Annotated in this window: 25 protein-coding genes; 12 read left to right on the top strand and 13 right to left on the bottom strand. The window is 65.1% G+C overall.

Features of this window, described 5'->3' with window-relative positions; all coding sequences use genetic code 11:
• Positions 1–14 precede the first annotated feature (14 nt).
• Positions 15–3,068, bottom strand: coding sequence for an efflux RND transporter permease subunit (locus tag J7J08_RS09125; protein WP_214904299.1), 3,054 nt, complete (start codon positions 3,066–3,068; stop codon positions 15–17).
• Positions 3,065–4,276: an efflux RND transporter periplasmic adaptor subunit gene (locus tag J7J08_RS09130; RefSeq protein ID WP_214904301.1), complete on the bottom strand. Its 1,212-nt coding sequence runs from the start codon at positions 4,274–4,276 to the stop codon at positions 3,065–3,067. Before J7J08_RS09130 ends, J7J08_RS09125 begins: the two co-directional genes overlap by 4 nt.
• A gap of 152 nt (positions 4,277–4,428) precedes the next feature.
• On the opposite strand from J7J08_RS09130, the gene J7J08_RS09135 reads away from it, so the two are divergent.
• The 3 genes from J7J08_RS09135 to J7J08_RS09145 are packed head-to-tail and all read left to right on the top strand — an operon-like array spanning position 4,429 to position 7,325.
• Positions 4,429–5,229: a MipA/OmpV family protein gene (locus tag J7J08_RS09135; RefSeq protein WP_214904304.1), complete on the top strand. Its 801-nt coding sequence runs from the start codon at positions 4,429–4,431 to the stop codon at positions 5,227–5,229.
• Positions 5,230–5,254: 25 nt separating this feature from the next.
• The gene (locus J7J08_RS09140; RefSeq protein ID WP_214904307.1) at positions 5,255–5,968 is read left to right on the top strand and encodes a response regulator transcription factor; all 714 of its coding nucleotides are present in this window, start codon (positions 5,255–5,257) and stop codon (positions 5,966–5,968) included.
• The gene (locus J7J08_RS09145) at positions 5,955–7,325 is read left to right on the top strand and encodes an ATP-binding protein (protein WP_214904310.1); all 1,371 of its coding nucleotides are present in this window, start codon (positions 5,955–5,957) and stop codon (positions 7,323–7,325) included. Before J7J08_RS09140 ends, J7J08_RS09145 begins: the two co-directional genes overlap by 14 nt.
• A gap of 10 nt (positions 7,326–7,335) precedes the next feature.
• On the opposite strand, the gene J7J08_RS09150 is transcribed toward J7J08_RS09145, so the two are convergent.
• From J7J08_RS09150 to arsH, 4 genes are all read right to left on the bottom strand, one after another.
• Entirely contained in the window at positions 7,336–8,478 is a 1,143-nt protein-coding gene (locus tag J7J08_RS09150) for a DUF1254 domain-containing protein (protein ID WP_343237721.1), read from the bottom strand.
• Between the two features lie 111 nt (positions 8,479–8,589).
• Positions 8,590–9,051: an arsenic resistance N-acetyltransferase ArsN2 gene (gene arsN2 / locus J7J08_RS09155; protein WP_214904313.1), complete on the bottom strand. Its 462-nt coding sequence runs from the start codon at positions 9,049–9,051 to the stop codon at positions 8,590–8,592.
• Positions 9,052–9,064: 13 nt separating this feature from the next.
• Positions 9,065–9,484: an arsenate reductase (glutaredoxin) gene (gene arsC / locus J7J08_RS09160; protein ID WP_214904316.1), complete on the bottom strand. Its 420-nt coding sequence runs from the start codon at positions 9,482–9,484 to the stop codon at positions 9,065–9,067.
• Positions 9,481–10,218, bottom strand: a complete 738-nt coding sequence (gene arsH, locus J7J08_RS09165; protein ID WP_214904319.1) for an arsenical resistance protein ArsH — start codon at positions 10,216–10,218, stop codon at positions 9,481–9,483. The genes arsC and arsH overlap by 4 nt, the downstream gene beginning before the upstream one ends.
• Before the next feature lie 38 nt (positions 10,219–10,256).
• Between arsH and J7J08_RS09170 the strand changes: the two genes are divergently transcribed.
• Positions 10,257–10,568 (top strand): metalloregulator ArsR/SmtB family transcription factor, encoded by a 312-nt coding sequence (locus J7J08_RS09170; RefSeq protein WP_214904322.1) that lies wholly within the window; start codon positions 10,257–10,259, stop codon positions 10,566–10,568.
• Between the two features lie 21 nt (positions 10,569–10,589).
• Positions 10,590–11,705, top strand: a complete 1,116-nt coding sequence (gene arsB, locus J7J08_RS09175; RefSeq protein ID WP_251006534.1) for an ACR3 family arsenite efflux transporter — start codon at positions 10,590–10,592, stop codon at positions 11,703–11,705.
• Here the strand turns inward: arsB and J7J08_RS09180 are convergent.
• Complete coding sequence (locus tag J7J08_RS09180) at positions 11,671–12,549, bottom strand: LysR family transcriptional regulator (RefSeq protein ID WP_214904325.1); 879 nt, start codon at positions 12,547–12,549, stop codon at positions 11,671–11,673. The two genes, arsB and J7J08_RS09180, sit on opposite strands and share 35 nt — an antisense overlap.
• 158 nt (positions 12,550–12,707) lie before the next feature.
• Here J7J08_RS09180 and J7J08_RS09185 point away from each other — a divergent pair, with 158 nt between their 5' ends.
• The 4 genes from J7J08_RS09185 to J7J08_RS09200 all read left to right on the top strand — a co-directional run bounded on the left by J7J08_RS09185 (position 12,708) and on the right by J7J08_RS09200 (position 15,952).
• Positions 12,708–13,361 (top strand): hydrolase, encoded by a 654-nt coding sequence (locus tag J7J08_RS09185; RefSeq protein WP_214904327.1) that lies wholly within the window; start codon positions 12,708–12,710, stop codon positions 13,359–13,361.
• A gap of 168 nt (positions 13,362–13,529) precedes the next feature.
• Positions 13,530–14,546: a helix-turn-helix domain-containing protein gene (locus tag J7J08_RS09190; protein WP_214904330.1), complete on the top strand. Its 1,017-nt coding sequence runs from the start codon at positions 13,530–13,532 to the stop codon at positions 14,544–14,546.
• Positions 14,547–14,636: 90 nt separating this feature from the next.
• Complete coding sequence (locus J7J08_RS09195) at positions 14,637–15,455, top strand: type 1 glutamine amidotransferase domain-containing protein (RefSeq protein ID WP_214904333.1); 819 nt, start codon at positions 14,637–14,639, stop codon at positions 15,453–15,455.
• Between the two features lie 47 nt (positions 15,456–15,502).
• Positions 15,503–15,952 (top strand): nuclear transport factor 2 family protein, encoded by a 450-nt coding sequence (locus J7J08_RS09200; protein WP_214904336.1) that lies wholly within the window; start codon positions 15,503–15,505, stop codon positions 15,950–15,952.
• Between the two features lie 135 nt (positions 15,953–16,087).
• Here J7J08_RS09200 and J7J08_RS09205 read toward each other — a convergent pair whose 3' ends face one another.
• The 3 genes from J7J08_RS09205 to J7J08_RS09215 all read right to left on the bottom strand — a co-directional run bounded on the left by J7J08_RS09205 (position 16,088) and on the right by J7J08_RS09215 (position 17,807).
• Entirely contained in the window at positions 16,088–16,375 is a 288-nt protein-coding gene (locus J7J08_RS09205; RefSeq protein WP_214904339.1) for a hypothetical protein, read from the bottom strand.
• 111 nt (positions 16,376–16,486) lie between these two features.
• Positions 16,487–16,723 (bottom strand): SymE family type I addiction module toxin, encoded by a 237-nt coding sequence (locus tag J7J08_RS09210; protein ID WP_214904342.1) that lies wholly within the window; start codon positions 16,721–16,723, stop codon positions 16,487–16,489.
• 163 nt (positions 16,724–16,886) lie between these two features.
• Positions 16,887–17,807, bottom strand: a complete 921-nt coding sequence (locus tag J7J08_RS09215; protein ID WP_214904345.1) for an AraC family transcriptional regulator — start codon at positions 17,805–17,807, stop codon at positions 16,887–16,889.
• Between the two features lie 97 nt (positions 17,808–17,904).
• On the opposite strand from J7J08_RS09215, the gene J7J08_RS09220 reads away from it, so the two are divergent.
• Positions 17,905–18,678 carry an SDR family oxidoreductase gene (locus tag J7J08_RS09220; protein WP_214904348.1) on the top strand — a complete coding sequence of 258 codons (774 nt, stop codon included), beginning with the start codon at positions 17,905–17,907 and terminating at the stop codon, positions 18,676–18,678.
• Between the two features lie 267 nt (positions 18,679–18,945).
• Here J7J08_RS09220 and J7J08_RS09225 read toward each other — a convergent pair whose 3' ends face one another.
• From J7J08_RS09225 to J7J08_RS09235, 3 genes are all read right to left on the bottom strand, one after another.
• Positions 18,946–19,452 carry a DUF4411 family protein gene (locus J7J08_RS09225; protein WP_214904351.1) on the bottom strand — a complete coding sequence of 169 codons (507 nt, stop codon included), beginning with the start codon at positions 19,450–19,452 and terminating at the stop codon, positions 18,946–18,948.
• Positions 19,439–20,431: an ImmA/IrrE family metallo-endopeptidase gene (locus J7J08_RS09230; RefSeq protein WP_251006535.1), complete on the bottom strand. Its 993-nt coding sequence runs from the start codon at positions 20,429–20,431 to the stop codon at positions 19,439–19,441. The genes J7J08_RS09225 and J7J08_RS09230 overlap by 14 nt, the downstream gene beginning before the upstream one ends.
• A 287-nt stretch (positions 20,432–20,718) precedes the next feature.
• Positions 20,719–20,973 (bottom strand): MbcA/ParS/Xre antitoxin family protein, encoded by a 255-nt coding sequence (locus J7J08_RS09235; protein WP_214904355.1) that lies wholly within the window; start codon positions 20,971–20,973, stop codon positions 20,719–20,721.
• A 191-nt stretch (positions 20,974–21,164) separates the two neighbouring features.
• Here J7J08_RS09235 and aroQ point away from each other — a divergent pair, with 191 nt between their 5' ends.
• Together aroQ and accB are read left to right on the top strand one after the other, a co-directional pair.
• Positions 21,165–21,608 carry a type II 3-dehydroquinate dehydratase gene (gene aroQ / locus J7J08_RS09240; RefSeq protein WP_214904357.1) on the top strand — a complete coding sequence of 148 codons (444 nt, stop codon included), beginning with the start codon at positions 21,165–21,167 and terminating at the stop codon, positions 21,606–21,608.
• A 62-nt stretch (positions 21,609–21,670) separates the two neighbouring features.
• Positions 21,671–22,153, top strand: a complete 483-nt coding sequence (gene accB, locus J7J08_RS09245; protein ID WP_214904359.1) for an acetyl-CoA carboxylase biotin carboxyl carrier protein — start codon at positions 21,671–21,673, stop codon at positions 22,151–22,153.
• The last annotated feature ends 6 nt before the right edge of the window (positions 22,154–22,159 follow it).

Consider the following 22,159-nt stretch of genomic DNA (forward strand, 5'->3'; position numbering starts at 1 on the left):
CCAGCATCGCAGACTCAGCGTACAAGCCGCATGTTGACCCGGCCGCCACGCAAGAGGATGCGCAGGTCGTCGATGCAGGTGAACAGCACCGGCACCACCAGCAGACTGAGTACTGTCGACGTCGCCAACCCGCCAATGACGGTGATGGCCAGCGGCTGTCGGAAGCTGGCGTCGGCCCCCAGCCCTGCTGCAATGGGCAGCATGCCGGCCACCATTGCCAGCGATGTCATCACGATGGGCCTGGCGCGGTGGCTGCAGGCTTCCACCAGGGCCGCACCGCGTTCCATGCCGTGCTGGTGCATAGCCTGTACAGCATGATCCACCAGCAGGATCGAGTTCTTGGTCACGATGCCCATCAGCATCACCAGCCCGATCATCGCCGGCACGTCCAGCGCGTTGCCGGTCGCCAGCAGCGCCAGCAATGCGCCGCCCAGCGAGAGCGGCACGGCTGAAAGAATGGTCAGCGGCTGGAAGGCGTCCTTGAACAGCAGCACCAGGATGCAGAACATACAGAACAGGCCGGCGCCGATGGCCACCAGGAACCCGCCCGCCAGCTCACCGGCCAGCTCGGAGTCGCCGGCTTCGATCGGGCGTACCCCGTCCGGCATGGCCTGGCTGATCGGCAGGGCCGCCACCGCCGCTTCGGCATCGCCCAGCGGAATTCCCGCCAGACCCGCGCTCATCGTAACGAAGCGCTGCCGGTCGTAACGGTCGATCTGGCTTGGTCCACTCTCCATGCCAAGCGTAGCGATGCTGTGCAAGGGCACCGCGCCATCGCGCCCCGGCACGCGCAGGCGGCCGATGGCGTCCAGGTCGGTACGGACGGACGCTGCGGCCTGCACGCGGATCAGCACTTGGCGGGTGTCGAGGTTTAGCCGTGGCAGGTCGGTATCGACGTCTCCGCCCAACGCAATGCGCGCCGTCTCCGCAATCGCTGCCGTGGTGACTCCGCGTTCTGCCGCTCGGTTCGGGTCGGGGCGCACGGTCAGCTCGGGCTGTTCAAGACTGGCGGTGGAGCTGACGTTGGCCAGGCCCGGGATGCCCCGCATCTGCTGTTTGAGGGTCTGCGCAGTGCTGCGCAGCAGGCGCGCGTCATCGCTGGCCAGGATCAGGGTCATGGCGCTACCCAGGTTGCCCCCGCCGACGCTGAAGCGCATTCCCGGAAGTGCTGCCAGCCGCTGGCGCACCTCCGATTCAATGTCCTGCTGTGATGTCCGCGCCGCACGTGGCCCCAGGGTAAGGGTCAGCAATGCACGGCGAACATCCGGACTGGCGCCACCGTCCCCGTCGCCCGGCTCGCCCACCCGGGCGAATACCTGTTCGACCCCCGGCACACCCTGCAGCGCGCGACGCACACGCTCGGCGGCGTGCAGCGAATCGGCGAGTGCCACACCGGGAGGCAATTCCACTCCGACCTGCACATGGCCCTGGTCGGCCGCCGGCATGAAGCCTGTCGGCAGCAACGGAAGCAAGGCAAAAGAACCGGCCAGGAACGCGAGCGCAGCGCCCAGTGTCATCCGCCGGTGGGTCATGGCCCAGTTCACTGCAGCCAGGTAGCGTCGCATCACCCGCCCCTCCCGGTGCATCTGCGCGGGCGACGGTCGCAACCAATGTACGGCCAGCAGCGGCGTCAGCAGCCGCGCCACCAGCAGGGATGCAAGTACCGCAATGACCGTGGTCCAGCCGAACTGCGCGAACAGCAGCCCGGCAATGCCCGGCATCAGCGCGGTTGGCAGGAACACCACCACCAGGGTGAGCGTCGTGGCCATTACGGCCAGCGCGATCTCGCTGACTGCATCTGCCGTTGCCTGTTCAATGGATTTTCCACGGCGGCGATGGGTTTCGATGTTCTCGATTTCCACGATCGCATCGTCCACCAGGATGCCCGCCACCACCGCAAGCGCCAGCAGGGTCAGGGTGTTGAGCGAAAACCCCAGCCAGGGCATCAGCGCAAAGGTGGGCAGTATCGAGAGCGGCAACGCCATCGCGGCCACGGCGGTGGCGCGCCAGTCACGCAGGAACCACCACACGACCAGGATGGCCAGCAGCGCCCCTTCCAGCAGCATCTGCATCGAGCCCCGATACTGCTCCCGCGTATGGTCCACGCGGTTCGCCACCGGTGTTACGACCAGGCCCCGATGTACCTGCTGAAGCGCCTCCAGCGCGCAGGCAACCTCGGTTGCCGTTGCCACTTCGTTGCTGCCCCGCGTGCGGTAGACGTGGACACCCACCACCGGGGTGCCGTCGAGCAGCGCGGCTTGGTCGCGGTCGCGATGACCATCAATGACGCTGGCCACCTGGTCCAGGCGCACCCAGCGCCCATCGCCCAGCGGCAGCGCCACGGCAGCCAACTCCGTTGCTGTCGCGACCGTGGCCAAGGTGCGAATCGCCTGTTCTCCGCCCCCCAGTCGCACGCCACCTGCCGAGGATTCCATCTGCACGGCACCCAGCGCACGGGATACGTCCGTGGTGGTGACGCCCAGTGCCACCAGCCGGACTGGATCCAACTCCACCCTCACCTCGCGCTGTACGCCACCCAGACGTTCCACCTGCCCCACGCCGGGTACTGCGCGCAGCGCCTTGGCCAGCACGTTGTCGACGAACCAGGACAGCTGTTCCTCGTCAAGCGTTGCCGATTCCACGGCATAGGTCAGGATCGGGCTGCTGCCGACCACGTCGGCGCTGACGGCTGGTAGCAGAACGTCATCGGGAAGTACCGCGCGCGTCCGGTCGAGGGCCGCCTTGACATCATCCAATGCCTCGGACAACGGCCTGCCGATCTCGAACTCGGCCGAGATGTGCACCACGCCATTGGTTACCTGGCTGCGCAGGTGTCGCAGGCCGACCACGCCCGCCAGTGCATCTTCCACCGGCCGCGCTACCGCCGTTTCCAGTTGTGCCGGCGCCACGCCGGGCTGGGCAAGCACGACGTTGACGGTTGGCAGCTCGATATCGGGCAGGTTCTGGATCGGCAGGCGGGCAAATCCTACGGCACCAGCCACCGCCAGCAGCACGAACAGCAGGATGACCGGGGTTGGATTACGGATGGACCACGTCGCAAAATTCATGTCACATCCGGCGTGCGCGGGACAATCTGTACACGATCGCCGTCGGTCAGGAAGCCGGCACCTTCTTCGACGATCCATTCCCCCTGTTCCAGCCCCGATGCGATTTCAACCTGCCCCTCCCGGCGGCGCGCCACCACCACCTCACGCGCACTTGCATGGCCGTATCCCGCACCGGCATGGAGGGTAAACACGCGGCTGTGCCCATCGCGGATCACCACGGACGCGGCCGGCACCACCAATGCGGGCGTGCGCGCCTGGCCCAGGCTGCCTTCGACGTACATCCCGGCGCGCGCCGTGCTGCCCTGCTCGATGTCCGCATGCACCAGTCCCAGGCGCGTGGCCTGCGCCAGGCCCGGGGCGAGCTGCCTCACCCGCGCCTGCGCGGTGCTGCCGTCGGGCAACTGCAACTGCACGTGCTGACCCGCGGTCACGCGCGCCAACTGCGCGGCATCCAACTCGCCCCGCCACTCCAGACGTTGCTGGCGGATCAGCCTGAACAGTGCTTCACCACGTTCGGGCACCGCGCCGAGGGTGGCGACGCGTTCACTGATCACCCCATCATCGGCAGCGCGCAGGAGGGTATAGCCAATCTCCACATGCTTGGCGTTGAGTGCCGCCCGCGCTGCGCGCACTGCCGCCGCTGCGGACTCGGCATCGGTCAGCGCCTGCAGGAGGGACTGCTCGCTCAACGCCCCGCTCGGACGCAGCTGTTCGGCTCGCCGTGCATCGCGACTGGCCTGTGCGGCAGCGGCGTCGGCCTGGGCGACCACAGCGGCCAGTCGGTTGGCGTCGGCCTGCAGCAGCGCATCATCGAAGCGCGCCAATACCTGGCCCTTGCGTACCACATCGCCGACGTCGGCTTCCACGCTGGCCAGCCGCAGGCCAGCCATTGGCGCCCCCACCACGGATTCCTGCCAGGGCACGATCGCACCGGTCGCGGTAGCCGGGTCGGTCCACATCTTCCGCTCGACGCGTACGGTGCTTACCGTCATCGCAGCGGGCATTTCGACAGGGTTGCTTTGCGCGGCCCCTGCGTGGCCGGCCGGGCGCAGCAGCGCCACGGTTGCGAGGATCGCCACGATGAGCGCCAGCGCGGCCAACAATACCTTGAAGCCCGGGGTGCTGCGGCCGCTCATGCGGACCGGTATCGGCGGCAACGATGCGGCCCAGTGGCGGCGGCTGGGGAAATGCGGGCGGGGATCGGCCATGTTCGGGCTCGGGAAGAAGGCGGCGGCGAGTCTGGAACCGGCTGGGTTACCGGGTTCTTACTGACTGGCAGGCAACGCCGGCGTGTGCGGTAAGTTGCGTGTAAGTCCACGGTGGCAAGACTCGCTCCGCCCTCCCTCGGAAGTACCACCCCATGTTCAGGTACCTGCTGTCTGTTCCGCTCCTGTTCCCCACCCTCGCGCTGGCACAAAGCACCACCAGCACGGGCGACCTGCTCGCGAAAACCAACGACGATCGCTGGTCGATCGGCGTGGCCGCCTCGGTGCGCCAGAGCCCATACGCAGGTGAAGGCACCCGCGTACGCCCGGTGCCATTGCTCACCTATGAAGGCAACCGCTTGTTCTGGCGCGGCCTGGGCGGCGGCGTGCACCTGGTAGAGGGCGAGACCTTCTCCCTGGATGGGGTGCTGAGCGGTCGCTTCGACGGCGTTGACATCAAGGACCTGGGCCGCCGCGAGCTGCGGGCCAACGGCGTGGATCCCGCCCTGCTGGACGACCGCGACGACGGCCTGGATGCCGGCGTCACCGCAAGCTGGAGCAGCCGCGTCGGCGAGTTCAAACTGAGCGCGCTGGCCGATGTCACCGATGCCAGTGGCGGCTACGAGATCGGCGCCGACTACGCCTATGCGCTGAAATGGGGCCGTACTACCGTCATTCCGAGCATCGGGGTACGCTGGATGTCCGATGATCTGGTCAACTACTACCACGGTACGCTGGATGCGGAAGTCGCGCGCGGCGTGGCCCGTTACCAACCCGGTTCGGCCGTGGTGCCGCAGGTGAGCATCGCCTTTTCCCGTCCGCTGGGTGAGAAGTGGCGCGTGATGGGCGGGGTGGACTACCGGTTCCTGCCAGATGAAATCAGCGAAAGCCCACTGAGCGAGCCGGACATGGACGGTTCTACCGGCCTGCGGATCGGCATCACCCGCAGCTTCTGATCGCCACCTTCACTATTCTGGCCCCATGTCCCAGCCATTGCCCACCTCCCTGCCCAACCGGATCGCCTTGGTCGAAGACCACGTGCGCCTGTCGGGCCTGGTCGAGCGCGGGCTGGGTGCGGCGGGCATCGCAGTCGATGCATTCGCAAGCATGGAGACCGCGTGGCACGCCATCGGCCAGCATGCCTATGCGATGGCGGTGATCGACCGCGGCCTGCCCGACGGCGATGGGCTGGACCTGGTGCGGCGCATGCGTGCGGCCGGCAACCGCATGCCCTGCCTGATGCTGACCGCGCGCGATGCGTTGCATGACCGCGTGGACGGGCTGGATGCCGGGGCCGATGACTACCTGCCCAAACCCTTCGCCATCGAGGAGCTGGCCGCGCGGGTGCGCGCGTTGATGCGCCGCCCTGCGGAACTGCGTGACCTGCAGCTGGTGCACCACGACCTGCAGGTGATCGCTGGGGAAAGCTGCATGCGCTGTCGGGACGAACAGGTAAGTCTTGCTTCGGCCGAACTGCAGATCATCATTTCGCTTGTGCGTTCTGCCGGCCAGGTGGTCCGGCGTGGTGCCCTGGAAAGTGCGGCATGGGGCGTAACCGAAGCGGTCACCCCGAACGCTCTGGATGTCGCCCTGCATCGGCTGCGCCGCAAGCTGGGTGCCATTGATTCGTCCTTGACCGTAGTGAATGTTCGCAACTTGGGCTTCGCCCTGCGGCCCGCCGATGCTGCCGCGTAGCCTCAGCGTGCGGCTGATGCTGGCCACGCTGGTGGCGCTCCTCGCAGCGGCTGCAACCGCAGCTGCGGTCATGCTGCTGCTCCGCACCAGCTCCATGGAAGACATGGTGCGCGAGGAGCTCGCCGAGGAGGCGGTCGAGCTCCAGCAAGGCTTGCGCATCGACGCCAACGGTGCGGTCACCTTCGACCTGTCACCGGAAGTGGGCAACGTCTATGCCGCCATGCGCAATGACGCCGCCTACCGGCTGACCGACGGCGGCGGACGCAACGTCGCCAGCAGTCAGGACGGACCTGCCCTGCAGGCGCTGCTCGCCCTGCCGCCGGATGCAGCCGAGGTGACCGTCACCGCACCGGATGGCGACGTCCACCTTCGGGTCGCGGACGCGACGCTGGAGCACGCCGGCCATACCTACCACGCGCGCATTGCCCGCAGCGACCGTCTGGTGGCCACGCTGAAGGACCATGCATCCAAACTCTACCTTCGCGCCGGCTCGGTGGTGGTGGTGTTGGCGCTGCTCACCTTCAGCGCCGTGATCTACGTCATCGTCAATCGCATGGTTCGACCGCTGCGCCAGGCCTCGCGCGTAGCGGCCCGAGTCGGCCCGCGCAATCTGGGGGCACGCCTGCGGACCGAAGGCCTGCCCTCCGAAGTCGTGCCGCTGATCGAAGCCTTCAATGCCGCGCTGGAGCGGCTGGAGCAGGGCTTCCGGGTCCAGCAGGAATTCCTGGCCTCCGCTGCACACGAACTGAAGACGCCGCTGGCGCTGCTTCAGGCGGAGATCGAGCTCAGCGGCGCACCCAATACCGATCTACTGCTACGTGACACCGCCCAGATGGCACGCCAGGTGCACCAGTTGCTGCACCTGGCAGAGGTCAGCGAGGGGCACAACTACAGTTTTGCACCCGTGCTGGTGGCCAACGTCATCGACGACGCGGTGGAGTACCTGTCACGACTGGCCGATCAGCGCGGAGTAGATGTGTTGGTTACCCGCGAGGGCACCTCGCACCCACCCGTCGACGCCGACGCGGGCGCACTGTTCGTGCTGGTGAAGAACCTGCTGGAGAACGCCGTGCACCATGCGCCACCGGGCAGCATGGTGCGGATCGTCGCAACGCCGGACCGCTTCCATGTGCGCGATGCCGGCCCTGGCGTACACGACGCCGAGCGTGCCCTGCTGTTCAGGCGCTTCTGGCGTGGTAACGCCAGGGAAAGCAACGGCGCTGGCCTGGGCCTGGCGATCTGCATGGAGATCTGCCTCTCGCATGGCTGGTCCATTACGCTGGCGCCCGCCGACGGCACGCCGGGCGCCTGCTTCATTGTCGCCACGGGCGGCTCCCCCCAGGGCACCTGCCGCTAACCGGACCTTGTCACTGCACCGCCACCGCCTCGGGGAACGTCCAGCGTCCGTCCAGCACCTCGGCACGCGGCCGGTACAGCCGCACCATGTAGTTCCAGCCGGCCACGGTGGGCAGACAGTTGGCGACCTGGCCATCGCAGCCGCCGAACTGGATGTCGACCGAGCCGTCGTCGTTCTTCTTCGCGGTGAGGTTGTTGAGGGTGTAGGCGTTCTGCGGGTTCTTCTCGTAGTAGCCCCTGGCGTTGTACAGGCTCACCGACCAGAACCCATCTACCGGCACGTCCGTTACATGCAGGCGGTAGACAGTTCTTCCGTCGTTCTGCGTCGGGGTCACGTTGAGGTAGACCGCATCTTTGTCAGGGGTGCCGCCCCAGGCCGAGGCTGCCCCGATCACGCGCCGCACCGGGTCCACGCTGTCGCGGGTGCCGAACATGCGGTGGGTATCAGGCAGGGTGGCGGCCAGCGTCAGCAAGGCATCGCGTACCTTGTCCTGGCTCACCGTGTCCCACTTGGGAACGTCGAAGCTGCCCGGCGCGGCCTGCTGGACCTTGATGGCATCCTGCAGCGCGTGCGCCTTGTCCACGTCCTCCGGGTTGGAGGGATCCACCAGCGTGCGCACGCCAACGACCACGTAGCGGGTGCCGTCCTTGCCACGGCTCAGCGTGTAGGCGCCCGGCGTGTAGTTCACCTGCGTGGTGTACTGGTCCTCATCGATGACCTGCATGGACATGAAGCGATCACCGGCATCGGGCAGGGTGATGGTGACCGGACCGGCATCGAGGTCGAACACCGCACTGGAATACAGGGTGTCGCGGTTCAACCGCACCACGGTCTGGCCGTCGATCGATGCCGGTTCGCGGTGGTGGAACAGCTTGCCCAGGCCACCCTTCCTCGCGAGGGCCGCGAAGTGCCGGTCGGATTCGGCGCGCACGAAGGTGTCGGCGGTGACGGGCACGCTGCCCGGTTCCGGCACATCGGCGGCCGGGGGCGGCACCGGCGTCGGCGCAACCGGAGCGGGCGCGGCGGCCGGGGTTTCCGCAGCGACGGGTGACGCTGCTTCGGGCTCACGTCGGCAAGCGGACAGGAGCACGGTTACGGCCAGGGCAGCCACGGCCAGGGCAAGCCGGTTGTGTCGCAGGATGGCATTGCTCACGGCGGGATCTCCAACCACGGGGGCTGAAGCGTAGCAATGGCCGCACGGGCTAAAAACAGTACTTTTACTGCGCGTAATGGTTCCCGGGGCGATGCGCCACGGCAAGGCCGCTCACGGTGCAACGCCCGCCGCCAGGCGGACGTTCTGGAGCTTCTTGCGCATGACGGCGCAGGTCGAAGGACAAAGACTGGAGAACTGCTTCGTCTCGCGAATGGGAGCAGGAACATCGCCTCGAAGAACGTGGACAAAGCCACAGCGCTCGAACAGTGCGCTGGAAGAGATCGTCAGCAGATAGAGTTCATCAATTCCCGCCTGGCATGCCAGATCTTCGGCCTTGCTGACCAATACCCGGCCAAGGCCACGCCCGCGAAAAGACGGGGTCACGGCAAGTGACCTCAGCAGCCCAACACAGCCGTACGACTCAACTGCGACCACCCCGCACAGCTGATCGTCTTCCCACATTCCGCAGAACGTCGCCGGCCCTTGTGCGCAAAGGTCGTCGGTAGGCAACCCGACGCGCTGGAGCATTGCAATGAGTCCGGCATCTACCGCCATCGGCTTGAAGATTGCCATGCCTGCTACTCCATCAGTGGGCGCGCCTTCCGTCCTGATCGATCACCACCTCTCCATCTTCCTTGGTGAACGGTGCACTGACCGGGGGAAGAATCTCCAGGACCACCTCGGAGGGGCGGCTCAGGCGCGTTCCCAGATCTGTCTCCACAAACGGCCGCTGGATCAGGATGGGATTGGCCAGCATGGCATCCAGCAGTGCTTCGTCGCCCAGCGCCTCATCATCCAGCCCCAGCTCCAGGTACTGTTTCTCCTTCTCGCGAATGGCGCCGCGCACGGTCAAACCCGCGGCGCCGATCAGCTCGCCCAGACGCGCACGACTGGGTGGGTTGAGAAGGTACTCGATCACCTCCGGTTCAACGCCCGCATGCCGGAGCAATGCCAAGGTGTTGCGGGAGGTTCCGCACTTCGGGTTGTGATAGATGACGGCTTTCATGCACGCTCCTCATTCGATACGGATTCAACAGCGCCAGCAGCTGCGGCCAGCGCCGCGGCCTCGGCTGCGCCCTTGCGCTCACTGTAACGGTCCACAAGGTAGTCACTGCGGCCGCGCACCAGCAGGGTAAATTTGACCAGTTCTTCCATCACATCAACGACGCGATCGTAATAGGCAGATGCCTTCATTCGCCCGTCCTCGTCAAACTCCTGCCAGGCCTTGGCTACCGAAGACTGATTGGGAATCGTCACCATCCGCATCCAGCGGCCCAGCACGCGCAGCGCGTTGACCACGTTGAACGACTGCGAGCCGCCGCAGACCTGCATCACCGCAAGCGTGCGTCCCTGGGTTGGCCGCACGCTGCCCTCCTCCAGCGGCAACCAGTCGATCTGGTTCTTGAATACGGCCGTCAATGTTCCATGACGTTCGGAACTGACCCAGACATGGCCTTCAGACCATAGCGAGGCACGGCGCAGTTCCTGGACTTTGGGATGCGTGGCCGGCACGGAGTCGAGCATCGGCAGCGCATGCGGATCGAACAGCCGGGTTTCCGCACCAAGGTGTTCAAGCAGCCTTTGCGCTTCCAGCGCCAGCTTGCGGCTGAAGGACTGGGGCCGCAGCGACCCGTACAGGATCAGGATGCGCGGAGGGTGCGCGGGCGCTGGACCTGCCTCCAGCGCGCTGGCTGAAGGGATGCCCAAGGCACCCCGGACCAGGTTGGGAACATTGTGCACGGGTTGTCCTGTCGAATTGTTTCCATTATTCTAGAAATATGGAACATAGTCATGCAACCGACGCCCTGGCAGCCTTGAGCCACGCCACCCGTCTCTCCATCTATCGCCTGCTGGTGCAGGCCGGCACCGGCGGCAAGCTGGCCGGCGACATTGCCCAGGCGCTTTCGCTGCCAGGCGCCACGCTGTCCTTTCACCTGAAGGCGCTGACAGCGGCCAAGCTGATCACCGCCGAGCAACGCGGCCGGGCCATCTGCTACCGCGCCAACTTCCAGGCCATGAATGCCCTGGTGGGTTACCTCACCGAGAATTGCTGCGCCGACGATCAGGCATGCGATCGGCCCGGCTGCTGACCAGAACGTTGGACGCACACCATGACCGCTGAACCCTCCCGCCTTTCATTTCTCGACCGGTATCTCACCCTGTGGATATTTGCGGCGATGGCGCTGGGCGTTGGCCTTGGCGCAATGTTCGATGGTCTTCCATCAGCCCTCAACGGCCTGTCCGTAGGTTCGACCAATGTACCGATCGCCATCGGCCTGATCCTGATGATGTATCCGCCGTTGGCCAAGGTGAAGTACGAAGCGCTGCCGCAGGTGTTCGCCGATAAACGCGTGCTGGCCTTGTCGCTGCTGCAGAACTGGATTGTCGGGCCGTTCCTGATGTTTGGCCTTGCCGTACTGTTCCTGCGCGACTCCCCCGAATACATGACCGGCCTCATCCTGATCGGGCTGGCGCGCTGCATCGCCATGGTGCTGGTGTGGAACCAGCTGGCGCGCGGCGACAGTCAGTACGTGGCAGGGCTGGTGGCCTTCAATTCGATCTTCCAGATCGCCCTGTTCAGCGTGTACGCTTGGTTCTTCCTGTCCTGGTTGCCGCCACGGTTCGGCCTGCAGGGCAGCGTCATTGACGTGAGCATGTGGACCATCGCGGAGGCGGTGCTGATCTACCTCGGCATGCCATTCCTGGCCGGCTATTTCACCCGCCGCTGGTTGAAGGCGGCCAAGGGCGCGCGCTGGTATGAGGAACGATTCCTGCCGACGATCAGCCCCATCACGCTGATCGCGCTGCTGTTCACCATCGTGGCGATGTTCAGCCTGAAAGGCGGCGATGTGCTGCGTCTCCCACTTGACGCGGTACGCATCGCCGTCCCGCTGACCCTTTACTTCATCATCCAGTTCGTCATCAGCTTCTTCATGGGTAAGTTCATCGCCAAGGACTACCCGCGTACCACGGCAATTGCCTTCACCGCAGCCGGGAACAATTTCGAGCTGGCCATTGCGGTGGCCATCGCGGCCTTCGGGCTGGCCTCCCCGGTCGCCTTTGCCGCGGTGATCGGGCCGCTGGTGGAAGTGCCGGTGCTAGTACTGCTGGTCCATGTAGCACTGCGGCTGCGCCGCCGCCATTTCCCAACGGATGGCCACGGCGGCTTGACCACCTCCAGCGAATCACAGGCTAGACCGGCGGCGCCTGCTCAAAACAGGCGATGAGCAGTTCGGTCAGCGCCCGCACCTTCAACGACGGATGCTGCCCCGGCGGCCGGATCACATAGATGCCGGCCGGTGGTGGCGGATGGCGCGGCATCACATGAACCAGCGCACCGGAATCCAGGTACTGCTGGGTGATTCCATCCGGCAACCAGGCAATGCCCAGCCCGGAGAGCGCCGCCGCCAGCAGCGCCGTGCCGTTGTCGGCCTTGAAGCGCCCGCGCGGATGCACCGTGACCACCGCGTCGCCATCCATGAACTGCCAAGGCTCGGTGCCCTGCATCAATGCCTCGTGCGCGGCCAGCTCATCCGGCGCTTCCGGCGAACCGTGTGTATCGACATACCCTGGACTGGCGACCAGCCGGCCAAACAGCGGCCCCACACAGCGCGCGACCAGATTCGAATCCGGCAGGTAGCCCACGCGAACCGCGCAGTCGAAGCCCTCTGCCACCATGTCCACGAAGCGGTCGCTGTAGGCCGCATGCACATGCAGCTGCGGGTGGCGCCGCGCCATTTCCGCGAACACCGGAGCGAAGTGGGTGGGCCCGAAGGTCAGCGGCGCGGCAATGCGAAGCCGGCCACGCAGGTCACCGTCGGGCAGGATGGCTTCCCTGGCGGCATCCATTTCCGCACACGCACGCGCGGCGTGCTCGCGGAAGGTGGCGCCGGCTTCGGTGAGCGCCGCCCCGCGCGTGGTGCGGGCGAGCAACTGCACGCCCAGCTCCGCCTCCAACCGGGCAAGCCGGCGGCTGACGATGGACTTGGCCACGCCCAGCCGACGTGCGGCAGGCGACACGCCGCCGGCATCGGCCACGTCGACGAATGTACGCAGATCTTCGATATCCACCGTGCCCTCCCTGCTACGGCGTACAGCCTGACACAACGCGGCCGCATTCAGCGTTCCCGTTTCTGCGACACAGCTGGGCACGCAGCGCTGCTACCGCCCTGCAGAGTGCGATGACAAGGTGGGTACTCGCTTCGCTTCCACCCACACAGGATGAACCCATGACGTTCCGTAACGGCCTTGACTCGCTGCTCCGCCCCGAAGATTCCGTACTCGTGCTCATCGACCACCAACCCTACCAGCTGTCCAACCTCAACAGCCACGACCCGCATCTGGCCGTGAACGCGGCGATCGCGCTGGCGAAATCGGCCAAGGCGTTCAACGTACCCACCATCCTCACCAGTGTGATCGCTGACCGCGGCGGCCTGCTGTTCCCGCAGATCACCGATGTATTCCCCGGCCAGGAGGTCATCGACCGCACCTGGATCAACACCTGGGAAGACCAGAAGGTGGTGGACGCGGTGAAGGCCACGGGCCGCAAACAGCTGATCATTGCCGGCCTGTGGACCGAAGTGTGCGTGGCCATGCCCACCATCCAGGCGCTGGGTGAGGGCTGGGATGTAACTGTGGTCACCGACGCGTGCGGTGGCGTTTCGGTGGAATCGCATGCCGTGGCGATCCAGCGCATGATCGCCGCCGGCGCCAACATGATGACCTGGATGGCGGTTGCCTCCGAGTGGCAACGCGACTGGGCGCGCACCGAGCATGCCGCCGAGCTGACCGAAATCCTGAAGCAGCATGCGGCTGGCAGCGGCATCGCCTACCTGTGGGAGCAGCAGTTGCTCAATACGCCGGTCCCCGTGACCGCGTCCTGATCCAGCACGTGGCACGCCCGTGGTCGCGCATGCGGCTGCGGGCGCGGGCCCGGATGCAATTGCCACGTGGTCGATGCCAGAATGGCCCCCACCTCGCCCGCTGCCCGGGCGGCGTTACGTCGCTGTGTGGTTTCCTGACGAAGGGCCAAGTGTTTCGATGGATCGACCATGCTGAGCCAGCACCTGCTGTTCTTCTTTGCCATGCTCGGTGCCTTCAATGGCATCGGGCTGGCTTCGTTCCTGTGGTGGCGGGCCAAGGGCGCGGCGCCGCTGCGCTGGCTGTCGCTGCTGATCCTGGCGGTGGGCGTGCGTACCGGCAAATCTGTGGCGTTCTATTTCTGGCCGGACATTCCGCGCATCGTGCTGCAGTTCGGCCTGACCGCCTGCTTCATGATCGGCCCCTGCCTGTTCTTCCTGGTGCGGGCGTGCCAGCGGGACACGCCCGGCCTGGCGCGCAGCGACCGCTGGCATATCGCCGCGCTGCTGGTCCTCGCCATCGGGGTGAACCTGTTCCTGCCCTATACCCGCCATCCGGAGCTGTGGCGGCATGTGATCACCCCTGGCATCAACTACGCCTGGCTGGGCTACCTGCTGTTGACCACGGTCCAGCTGTACCGCCATCGCACCCGGCTGGCGGGCGCCCCTACCGGCCGGCTGCTGCTCGGTGCGCTTGTGGGGGTATGGATCATCTGGGCCGCGTACTACACCGCCGGCTATACCTCCTACATCGTGGGCGCGCTGTCCTTCACTTTCATGCTGGCGCTCAGCGTAGTGGTGTACCTGCGCCAGCGCGCCGGCCAGGCCACGGTGGAGCCCTACCAGGACCGCCGCATCCCAGAGACCGAGGCTGCGGCCCAGCTTCGCGCGCTGGCCGAGCTGATGGACAAGGAGCGGCTGCACCTGGACCCCAGCCTGACCCTGCCCCGGCTGGCCCGGCGCTTGGGTATGCCGCAGACGCGGCTGTCGCAGCTGCTCAACGACAACAACCAGACCTCGTTCAAGCAGTACCTGGCGCAACTGCGCGTACTCGAGGCCAAGGCGCTGCTGCGCCAACAGCCGGCCAAACCGCTGGAGCTGGTCGCCGAACAGGCCGGGTTCCAGTCGATGTCCACGTTCCACAGCGCCTTCAAGAAGCACGAAGGCATCACCCCGGCGGCATTCCGGGCCGTCGCAACCGTCTCCTAGAATCGATTCCAGCACTCCGGGAAGGGTTTTCAAGATATTGATCTGGAAGCGATTGGCTAGCGTAGCGGCTCCTCCTGCGAGCCAGCGCCCATGCCCACTTCCCGCTACCTGCTGTCCCTGCTCCTGCTGCTGATCTGCAACCTCACCGGCGGGGTCTGCCTGGCCGACGCGGCCGCCGAGCCCGGCGCTGCCGCCCAGCAGCGCGTTCTTTTCATCGTATCCAGCAGCAAGGTCCACGGGTCTTCCACCCTGCCCGCCAGCGTGAGCTTCGGCGAGGTCGTGCATGCCTGGGATACCTTCAACGCCGCCGGCTATGCGGTGGACTTCGTCTCGCCCGACGGCGGTGACGTACCGATCCTGGACGCCTATGTAGGCGACGAGGTGGAAGCACGCCTGAAGGACGCGCGCATCATGGCCGGCCTGCGCAACACTGCCACGCCGGCCCAGATCGATCCCGCCCGTTACCGCGCCGTGTACTACGTTGGCGGCAGCAATGCCATGCACGGCGTGCCGGAGAACGCCGCCCTGCAGCGCATCGCCCTGCACGTGTATGAGCGCAATGGCGGGGTGGTGTCGGCGGTGTGCCACGGCACGGCCGGCACCGTGAACCTCACGTTGGCCGGCGGCCAGAACCTGCTGGCCGGCAAGCGCATCACCGGTTTCCCGGAACAGCACGAGCAGCAGGACGCGGCCTACTTCCAGCAGTTCCCGTTCCTGATGGGCGAGACCATCAAAGCGCGCGGCGGCCTGTTCAGTGCCATCGACAGCGAAGCGCCCTACATCCAGGTCGACGGCCGCGTGGTCACGGGCCAGAACTACGCCTCCGCCAAGCCCGTGGCCGAAGCCGTGGTCGAGCTGCTTCGCATGCAGGCCGCACCGCCGCAGAAGCCGGTCGCGGCAACCAACTGATCGCCGAGTGCGATTGCCGAAATTCACCACCAACATCCAGGAAATTCATGAACACGATGCTCCGATCCCTCTGCCTGTCCGCTGCCCTCGTCCTGACCCCCACCACCGTGATGGCGCAGACCTCAGACCGTGAGGCGGTGGACCAGGTCATGCAGACCATGATGCGCGGCTTCGAAGCCGGCGACCCGACGTTGATCCTGCAGGTGCTGAACAAAGACGGCGTGGTGGTGGGCTACTCACCCGTCACCAAGGCCCTGTCCCAGGTAAGCGCCGAAGAGTGGGCCAAGGGCTTCCCTGGCAAGCCCGCCGACGACGAAGAAAAGCGTCACCGCCGCTACGAGATCCTGGACGTGACCGAGACCGGCGCGCAGGTGAAGGTGATCCTCGACTACCCGCGCTGGGATGGCGTGGACTACCTCGCGCTGGCGAAGATCGACGGCAAGTGGATGATCATCAGCAAGTCATGGAGCGGCAAGAGCAAGCCTGCGGCACCGTAGGGCATTGAAGGCGCCGCCAAACGGCGCCTTCATCCTATTGCGCGCCACTCGCCCCGCATCTTGGCCTGTTCGTACCAGTCGATCATGCCAAGGTCATCGCAGCCGTCGAGCAAGGGAAGCAGCTTCAATGCCGCGTCAGTGTCTTGAATAGCTCCCCGGCGGTTTCGGCAGCCATCTTTCCACGCGCGCCACGATCTGCACCGTCGGAGGCACCTTGGTCACAACGGCTTGTGCCACACGTGCGAAGGTGTGTTCGTCCAGCGGTCGGCACACGGCAGGATGACCGCCCTGGGCCAGCACATACTCCTCCATCAGCAGCCTCAGGACCCGTGCGGGGCGTACATGCGCGCGTGCTGCAGCCAAACGGAAGCCGGAGCGCAGCGCCTCGTCCACCTTCGCCCGAACCAGTACAGGCTTGGTCATGACCATTCCTCCTGGCGGCGCTGCTTGAGCAACGCGAGCCGTGCGTCCACAACGCCCTCTCTCTGTCGTGGGGCTTTGCGTATCTTTGGCTCCGCAGGCGTGGTTCGTTCTTCAAAGCGCGATGTTGATCTGGCCTTCGCTGGCACCGATCACTACCTTGGTGCCTACGGCAAAGCCCATATCGCGCAGCCAACTGCCACGCAGGACGAGACATGGCAAAGGCTCGCCAGCATCGTGCGCCTGGCGTAGATGGACCGGCAGGCGGGAAGCGGGCATCTCCAGCGGCGTGGAATCACACCTGCCCTTCCGGCGCTCGATGTGGGGCGTGTCAGCCCAGTACATAGTCATGACGGACCTCCAATGGGAATCTCCCTCGCCGGGATCACGAGGGAGCCGGCATGAAGAGTTCCTACACTCCAGACGCCACCATGAAGGAGGATGTGGACGCAGGGAAATCGTTTGTTCCTCTCGATTTCGGCACTTCATTTGATGCAGCCTTTCGACGTCGCGTTCAACCCGAAACACTATATAAGCGCTGCTCATCGCCGCGCGCATAGCGCGCAGGCGACACGCCCGCGTGCCTGGCGAATGCCACACCAAACGTCACCGCGCTCGCGTAGCCCACGCGTTCGGCCACCTGTTGAAGAGCCAACTCACGATCACGCAACAGCCGCTTCGCCAGCGCCATGCGCCAGGTCAACAGGTATTCCATCGGCGCGATTCCCACCACTTTGGTGAAACGTGCCGAGAACGCCGAGCGCGAGAGCGCTGCCTCTGCAGCCAGCGTCGCCACGCTCCAAGTGTGCGCCGGGCGCGCGTGCAGCGCGCGCAGTGCGGCGGCAAGTCGCTCATCGGCAAGTCCGCGCACCAGGCCAGCGCCTTCGGCAGGGCTTGGGCGGCTGCGCAGCGCTTCAATCAGCAGCACCTCCAGCAGGCGTTCCAGCACCACCTCGCGTGCCGGCCGACGTGCACGCGCTTCCTCGCCAACCATCTGCACCAGCGCTGCCAACCGCGCCTCGCCTCGCACATGCACCACCCGGGGTAACAGGGAAACAAGCAGCGCAGCGTCGGGCGAAGCGAAACTGCAATGGCCAAGCTGCGCGCGCAGGTTCATCGGACCATCCGGGCTGCCGATACGGAAATGGTCTTCGCCAATGCGCGCAGGAAGGCTGGGCTGGGTGTCTGCTGGCGCACCTGCACTGGTGTTTTCCAACATCTGCATGGCGGGTATCAGGACGAAATCCCCCGCTCGCAGGGTGAGCGGCGGCCGCCCATCAATCGACAGCTGGCACTGGCCTTCCAACACCGCTGCGTAGAAGGGATCGCCCTGTCCTTCGCGGCGGATGCGCCAATCGCCCGCGCCTTCCACCAGCTTCGAGAACCGGGCAGTGGGCTGCAGCAGGGAGACAATCTCGGAAAGCGGATCGGCCACGACAGGACGCTCAGTGAGGAAATATAGACGTTCTAGTGTAGCGCGTCCTGCACCGTGGCCCGACCATGGACCTTCGTTCTCTGTTGAAGGTGTAGCGATGTCGACTGTAATGATTACCGGCTGTTCTTCCGGCTTCGGGCTGGAAACGGCCCAACTGTTCCTGGCGCGCGGCTGGACGGTAGTGGCCACCATGCGTACGCCGCAGGCCGATGTGCTGCCCCCCTCGGACCACCTGCGCGTGCTGGCGCTGGATATCACTGATCCGGACAGCATCGCCGCCGCGGTTGCCCACGCCGGCCCCATCGACGCGCTGGTGAACAACGCCGGCTTCGGTGCCCCGGTACCGGTCGAGCTGACGCCCATGGAGACCGCCCGTGCGTTGTTCGAGACCAACACGCTTGGCACGCTGGCCATGACCCAGGCGGTGTTGCCGCAGCTCCGCCAGCGCGGCGCTGGCGTGATCGTCAACGTGACGTCCACGGTGACCCTCAAAGCGCTGCCGCTGGTGGGCGTTTACACCGCCAGCAAGGCAGCAGTGAATGCGTTCACCGAATCGCTCGCCATCGAGGTCGCACCTTTCGGCGTGCGTGTGCGGCTGGTGCTGCCCGGGCGCTCACCCACCACCCGCTTCGGCGCGAATGCAGGCATCCACCTGGGTGGTATGGATCACGCGGCCTATGGCCCGTTGGTGACCAGCGTCATCGCCAGCTTCCGTGAAAGCAGCGGGCCGGTCACCCACGCATCGGACGTTGCCGACGCGGTGTGGCGCGCAGTCACCGACCCGGCTGCGCCGATGCGCATTGCCGCCGGCGCCGATGCGGAAGCGTGGATGGCGGCGCTGGGTCCCGCCGCGCGATCTGGCGCAGGCTGAGCCTGAAGCAGTGAACCGACCGTCAGTAGATGGTCGTGTTGTGCAGCGTCACCTTCTCGCCCTCGCGCTCCAACGCTTCCTGCGCGAACTGTTCCGCATCCAGGGCGACGATCCGGCAGCTTCCAGGTCCGGCTTGAGGTTCACCACGCCCCCGCTCAGCTGAAGAAACGTCGGCAGGCGGGCGGCGCGGGCGTTCTTGGCATAGAAATCGGCGTCATGGCCGGCGTGGGCTGCACCGGAAGTCAGTGCAGTTCTGCGAGAAATTCATCAATAGATCAGCCTTCTTCTAACGCACAGACCCAAAACGCCTTCGAGACGACTTAATGTGATCCAGCAAGTTGATACAGGCGGCGGGGCAACATGCGTGCAGACTGCCGGAATCCTGTACTTCCGCTTGTTGAGGGGAAGACTCGCCTGGCGGGCTTCGTTCGAGATCAATACAGCCCCATGGCATCTACTTGAGGCAATGATCAAAAGGTCATTCTCATCAACTCCGTCGGGGTGATACTGATCGTCCGTCACACCAAGCGCGGCCATGATTGAACTGGCGTCGGAAAGAACATCATTGGTCACGGGCAGGACTGTTATCCCGACCTCCTGAAGCCACCGCGCGCACTCCGACGATACGTAGCCAACCTCGTCTTTTGCAGGCTGCGGAATGCACAGCCTCCCTGCCTTGCAGTCATCTTCGAGCCATTCCCAGAAAGGCGGAAACTGCTCGATCGGATAGTTATCCCATGCATGGACGATGGCGGAAGCGTCAATGACCTGCACAATAGCTCTCCAGCTTGTGAAGATCGTTCAATTTCAGGCCATCCAGAAACCGGCTCGCCCTGGTTAGCGATATGCGCTTCTGGTTCAACGCCGTCAACACGGTACGAACGTAGCCATCCCCAAAAATGTGCTTCGGTTCGCGATAGCGATACATACGTGTGCCGCCATCGCTCTCGTCAAGCGACTGCCCACTTTGCCATGCCTTGTAGTCGTCATAAGCGTCACGACTTATACGCCCCAACGCCAACAAGCGAAGGAGGTGCACCTCCGAGCTCGCGCCCGTGACTTTTCGCCACGGAGCCAGCCAAGCGTCGAATTCCGAAGCCTCTGTCGGCATCTCGCGCACATTGATATTTGCAGCGAGTGCGTCTGGAACGAGGAGCTGAGCGGCGAATTGATTTGCCTCGCGCTCCCGACCCTCGCTTTGGCGCTCAGAGAGATCCGCATCTTCATCAATCACGCTGTCCTTATGGAGAAGGATGTGCGCAAGTTCGTGAATAAGCGTGAACGTCTGACGGCTTTCGAATCGGGCCTTCCTGACAACAATCAGCGGGAATGCCTCATGATATATGGCAAGACCCAACACGGAACTGGACTTGGGAACCTGCCACTTACCTTGGTAGCCATTGGTACGGAACACAAGTATTCCCTTCCGCTCAATGGCCTGGCGGTACCCTTCAAAGGTGCTGACGCCATCCAACCCAAGCCAGTCGCGGACACCTGCCACCGCACGTTGCGGCCCCATCCCGGTCAGCGTCGGCGGATCAAAATCCTCCACGGCATCATCTCCGATGTCCGCTCGCAGCGAGAGGTATGCCTCACGTTGCCACTCTGCGCGCTCGATGATGCGCTTGAGGGCACTCTCCATGTCCACTTTCTGGTTGGCCAGCGTACGGAAGCCGTTGGTAAATACCTTCTCTGGATTTACGGGTCCGTGCTCAAGGAAGAACAGAACACCTCTACCGAAGTAGCTGGCCATCCTTCGGAGCTGGTTATAGGTAAGGGCAGCTTCTCCACGCTCTAGAGCCGCGAAGAGCGAATGGCTGACATCGATGGCAGCGGCAAGCTCCTCCGTTGTGATGTGCCTCTCGGCACAACACCACTGGATTCGATGCCAATTTATGTTCGCTATGCGCTCTACCATGTCAGTCCCAGCTCTTGCCGGCCGGGGCCCGTCGAATGGGCCGCTCCCTGTCGCGCAATACTAGTGGCTCCTCGTTTGGACCTCCAGCAAGCGCGTCGCAAATCACACGGCCCGGCATACCTTCAGGCCAGATTGCCATGATCGATCCGCGCCAGCTCGTGCTCTACATCCCGGGCTCCGGCAACTGTCACCAGCAGGTCCATAGGTTTCGCCCCCAGGATCCCGTTGGCCGCTGACAGCCAACGCGTGGCTTTTTCGTCACTTCCAAACACCCGCGCGGCCTCCCGGGTCACCCGCGTGACGCGCAGCGCTCCATCCACCTCGGCTTTCATTTGGTTCATGGTCAGATCTCCGGCCATATTGCGTTCATTGTGCATCGCCCGGCATCACCCAGCAGGCCGAGCAATGAAAAGGCAGGCTGCGCCCAGTTCCGGTGAAAGGCGGATGCGTCTTATGCCCAGACCCAGCATTGAATTAAAACAAACGCTTGAAACGCGCGTAACTTCGCCGAACTGGACACGATCCACCGCTTCCGCCAGACTTCGCCCTTTCCTGTTCCGTGGCACCCATGGCGAAACTGCTGGTCCTGCATGGCCCCAACCTCAACCTGCTCGGCACGCGCGAGCCGGGGGTGTATGGGCATACCACGCTGGCGCAGATCGACCAGGCCCTGCTGGCCCAGGCGCAGGGCGCCGGGCACGCGGTGGAAAGCCTGCAGTCCAACGCCGAGCACGTGCTGGTGGACCGGGTGCAGGCCGCCCGCACCGACGGTACCACGTTCATTCTGATCAACCCGGCCGCGTTCACCCACACCTCGGTAGCCCTGCGCGATGCGCTGGCGGCGGTGGGTGTGCCGTTCATTGAAATCCACCTGTCCAACCCGCATGCCCGCGAACCGTTCCGCCAGCACAGCTATTTCAGCGACAAGGCGGTCGGCGTGATCTGCGGCTTTGGCGCCGACAGCTACCGCTACGCGATGGACGCGGCGCTGGTGCGGCTGGCCGCCGCCTGACACCCATTGACCCGAGCGCTCCACGCTTCCCACCACACTGACATCAAACACCAGAGGCCCCTATGGATCTCCGCAAAATCAAGAAGCTGATCGACCTGTTGGAAGAGTCGAACCTTGCCGAAATCGAAATCAAGGAAGGCGAGGAATCCGTCCGCCTGTCGCGCGCCCCGGTGTCGGGCTACGGCATGATGCAGGCCCCGCCGCAGATGATGATGGCCCCGGCCCAGCCGGCCGCCCAGGCGATGCCGATGCAGTCGCCGACCGAAGCCTCCACCGGTGGCACCGCCAAGCCGGGCCCGGCGCTGCCGGACGGCCACGTGCTGCGTTCGCCGATGGTCGGCACCTTCTACACCTCGTCCGCACCGGACAAGCCGGCGTTCGTCAGCATCGGCCAGCAGGTCAAGGCCGGCGAAACGCTGGCGATCATCGAAGCGATGAAGATGTTCAACCCGATCGAAGCCGATGCTTCCGGCACCATCGTGGCCATCCTGGGTGAAAACGGCCAGCCGGTCGAATTCGACCAGCCGCTGTTCGTGATCGGTTAAGGATCC

The organism is Stenotrophomonas sp. ISL-67 (assembly GCF_018612915.1).
In the GTDB taxonomy this organism is placed as follows: Bacteria; Pseudomonadota; Gammaproteobacteria; order Xanthomonadales; family Xanthomonadaceae; genus Stenotrophomonas.

Bases quoted from the DNA above. Each gene is read 5' to 3' on its own strand.
- J7J08_RS09125 (WP_214904299.1), bottom strand. From the start codon at position 3,068: ATGAATTTTGCGACGTGGTCCATCCGTAATCCAACCCCGGTCATCCTG.
- J7J08_RS09130 (WP_214904301.1), bottom strand. From the start codon at position 4,276: ATGGCCGATCCCCGCCCGCATTTCCCCAGCCGCCGCCACTGGGCCGCA.
- J7J08_RS09135 (WP_214904304.1), top strand. From the start codon at position 4,429: ATGTTCAGGTACCTGCTGTCTGTTCCGCTCCTGTTCCCCACCCTCGCG.
- J7J08_RS09140 (WP_214904307.1), top strand. From the start codon at position 5,255: ATGTCCCAGCCATTGCCCACCTCCCTGCCCAACCGGATCGCCTTGGTC.
- J7J08_RS09145 (WP_214904310.1), top strand. From the start codon at position 5,955: ATGCTGCCGCGTAGCCTCAGCGTGCGGCTGATGCTGGCCACGCTGGTG.
- arsN2 (WP_214904313.1), bottom strand. From the start codon at position 9,051: ATGGCAATCTTCAAGCCGATGGCGGTAGATGCCGGACTCATTGCAATG.
- arsC (WP_214904316.1), bottom strand. From the start codon at position 9,484: ATGAAAGCCGTCATCTATCACAACCCGAAGTGCGGAACCTCCCGCAAC.
- J7J08_RS09170 (WP_214904322.1), top strand. From the start codon at position 10,257: ATGGAACATAGTCATGCAACCGACGCCCTGGCAGCCTTGAGCCACGCC.
- arsB (WP_251006534.1), top strand. From the start codon at position 10,590: ATGACCGCTGAACCCTCCCGCCTTTCATTTCTCGACCGGTATCTCACC.
- J7J08_RS09185 (WP_214904327.1), top strand. From the start codon at position 12,708: ATGACGTTCCGTAACGGCCTTGACTCGCTGCTCCGCCCCGAAGATTCC.
- J7J08_RS09190 (WP_214904330.1), top strand. From the start codon at position 13,530: ATGCTGAGCCAGCACCTGCTGTTCTTCTTTGCCATGCTCGGTGCCTTC.
- J7J08_RS09195 (WP_214904333.1), top strand. From the start codon at position 14,637: ATGCCCACTTCCCGCTACCTGCTGTCCCTGCTCCTGCTGCTGATCTGC.
- J7J08_RS09200 (WP_214904336.1), top strand. From the start codon at position 15,503: ATGAACACGATGCTCCGATCCCTCTGCCTGTCCGCTGCCCTCGTCCTG.
- J7J08_RS09205 (WP_214904339.1), bottom strand. From the start codon at position 16,375: ATGACCAAGCCTGTACTGGTTCGGGCGAAGGTGGACGAGGCGCTGCGC.
- J7J08_RS09210 (WP_214904342.1), bottom strand. From the start codon at position 16,723: ATGACTATGTACTGGGCTGACACGCCCCACATCGAGCGCCGGAAGGGC.
- J7J08_RS09220 (WP_214904348.1), top strand. From the start codon at position 17,905: ATGTCGACTGTAATGATTACCGGCTGTTCTTCCGGCTTCGGGCTGGAA.
- J7J08_RS09230 (WP_251006535.1), bottom strand. From the start codon at position 20,431: ATGGCCAGCTACTTCGGTAGAGGTGTTCTGTTCTTCCTTGAGCACGGA.
- J7J08_RS09235 (WP_214904355.1), bottom strand. From the start codon at position 20,973: ATGCACAATGAACGCAATATGGCCGGAGATCTGACCATGAACCAAATG.
- aroQ (WP_214904357.1), top strand. From the start codon at position 21,165: ATGGCGAAACTGCTGGTCCTGCATGGCCCCAACCTCAACCTGCTCGGC.
- accB (WP_214904359.1), top strand. From the start codon at position 21,671: ATGGATCTCCGCAAAATCAAGAAGCTGATCGACCTGTTGGAAGAGTCG.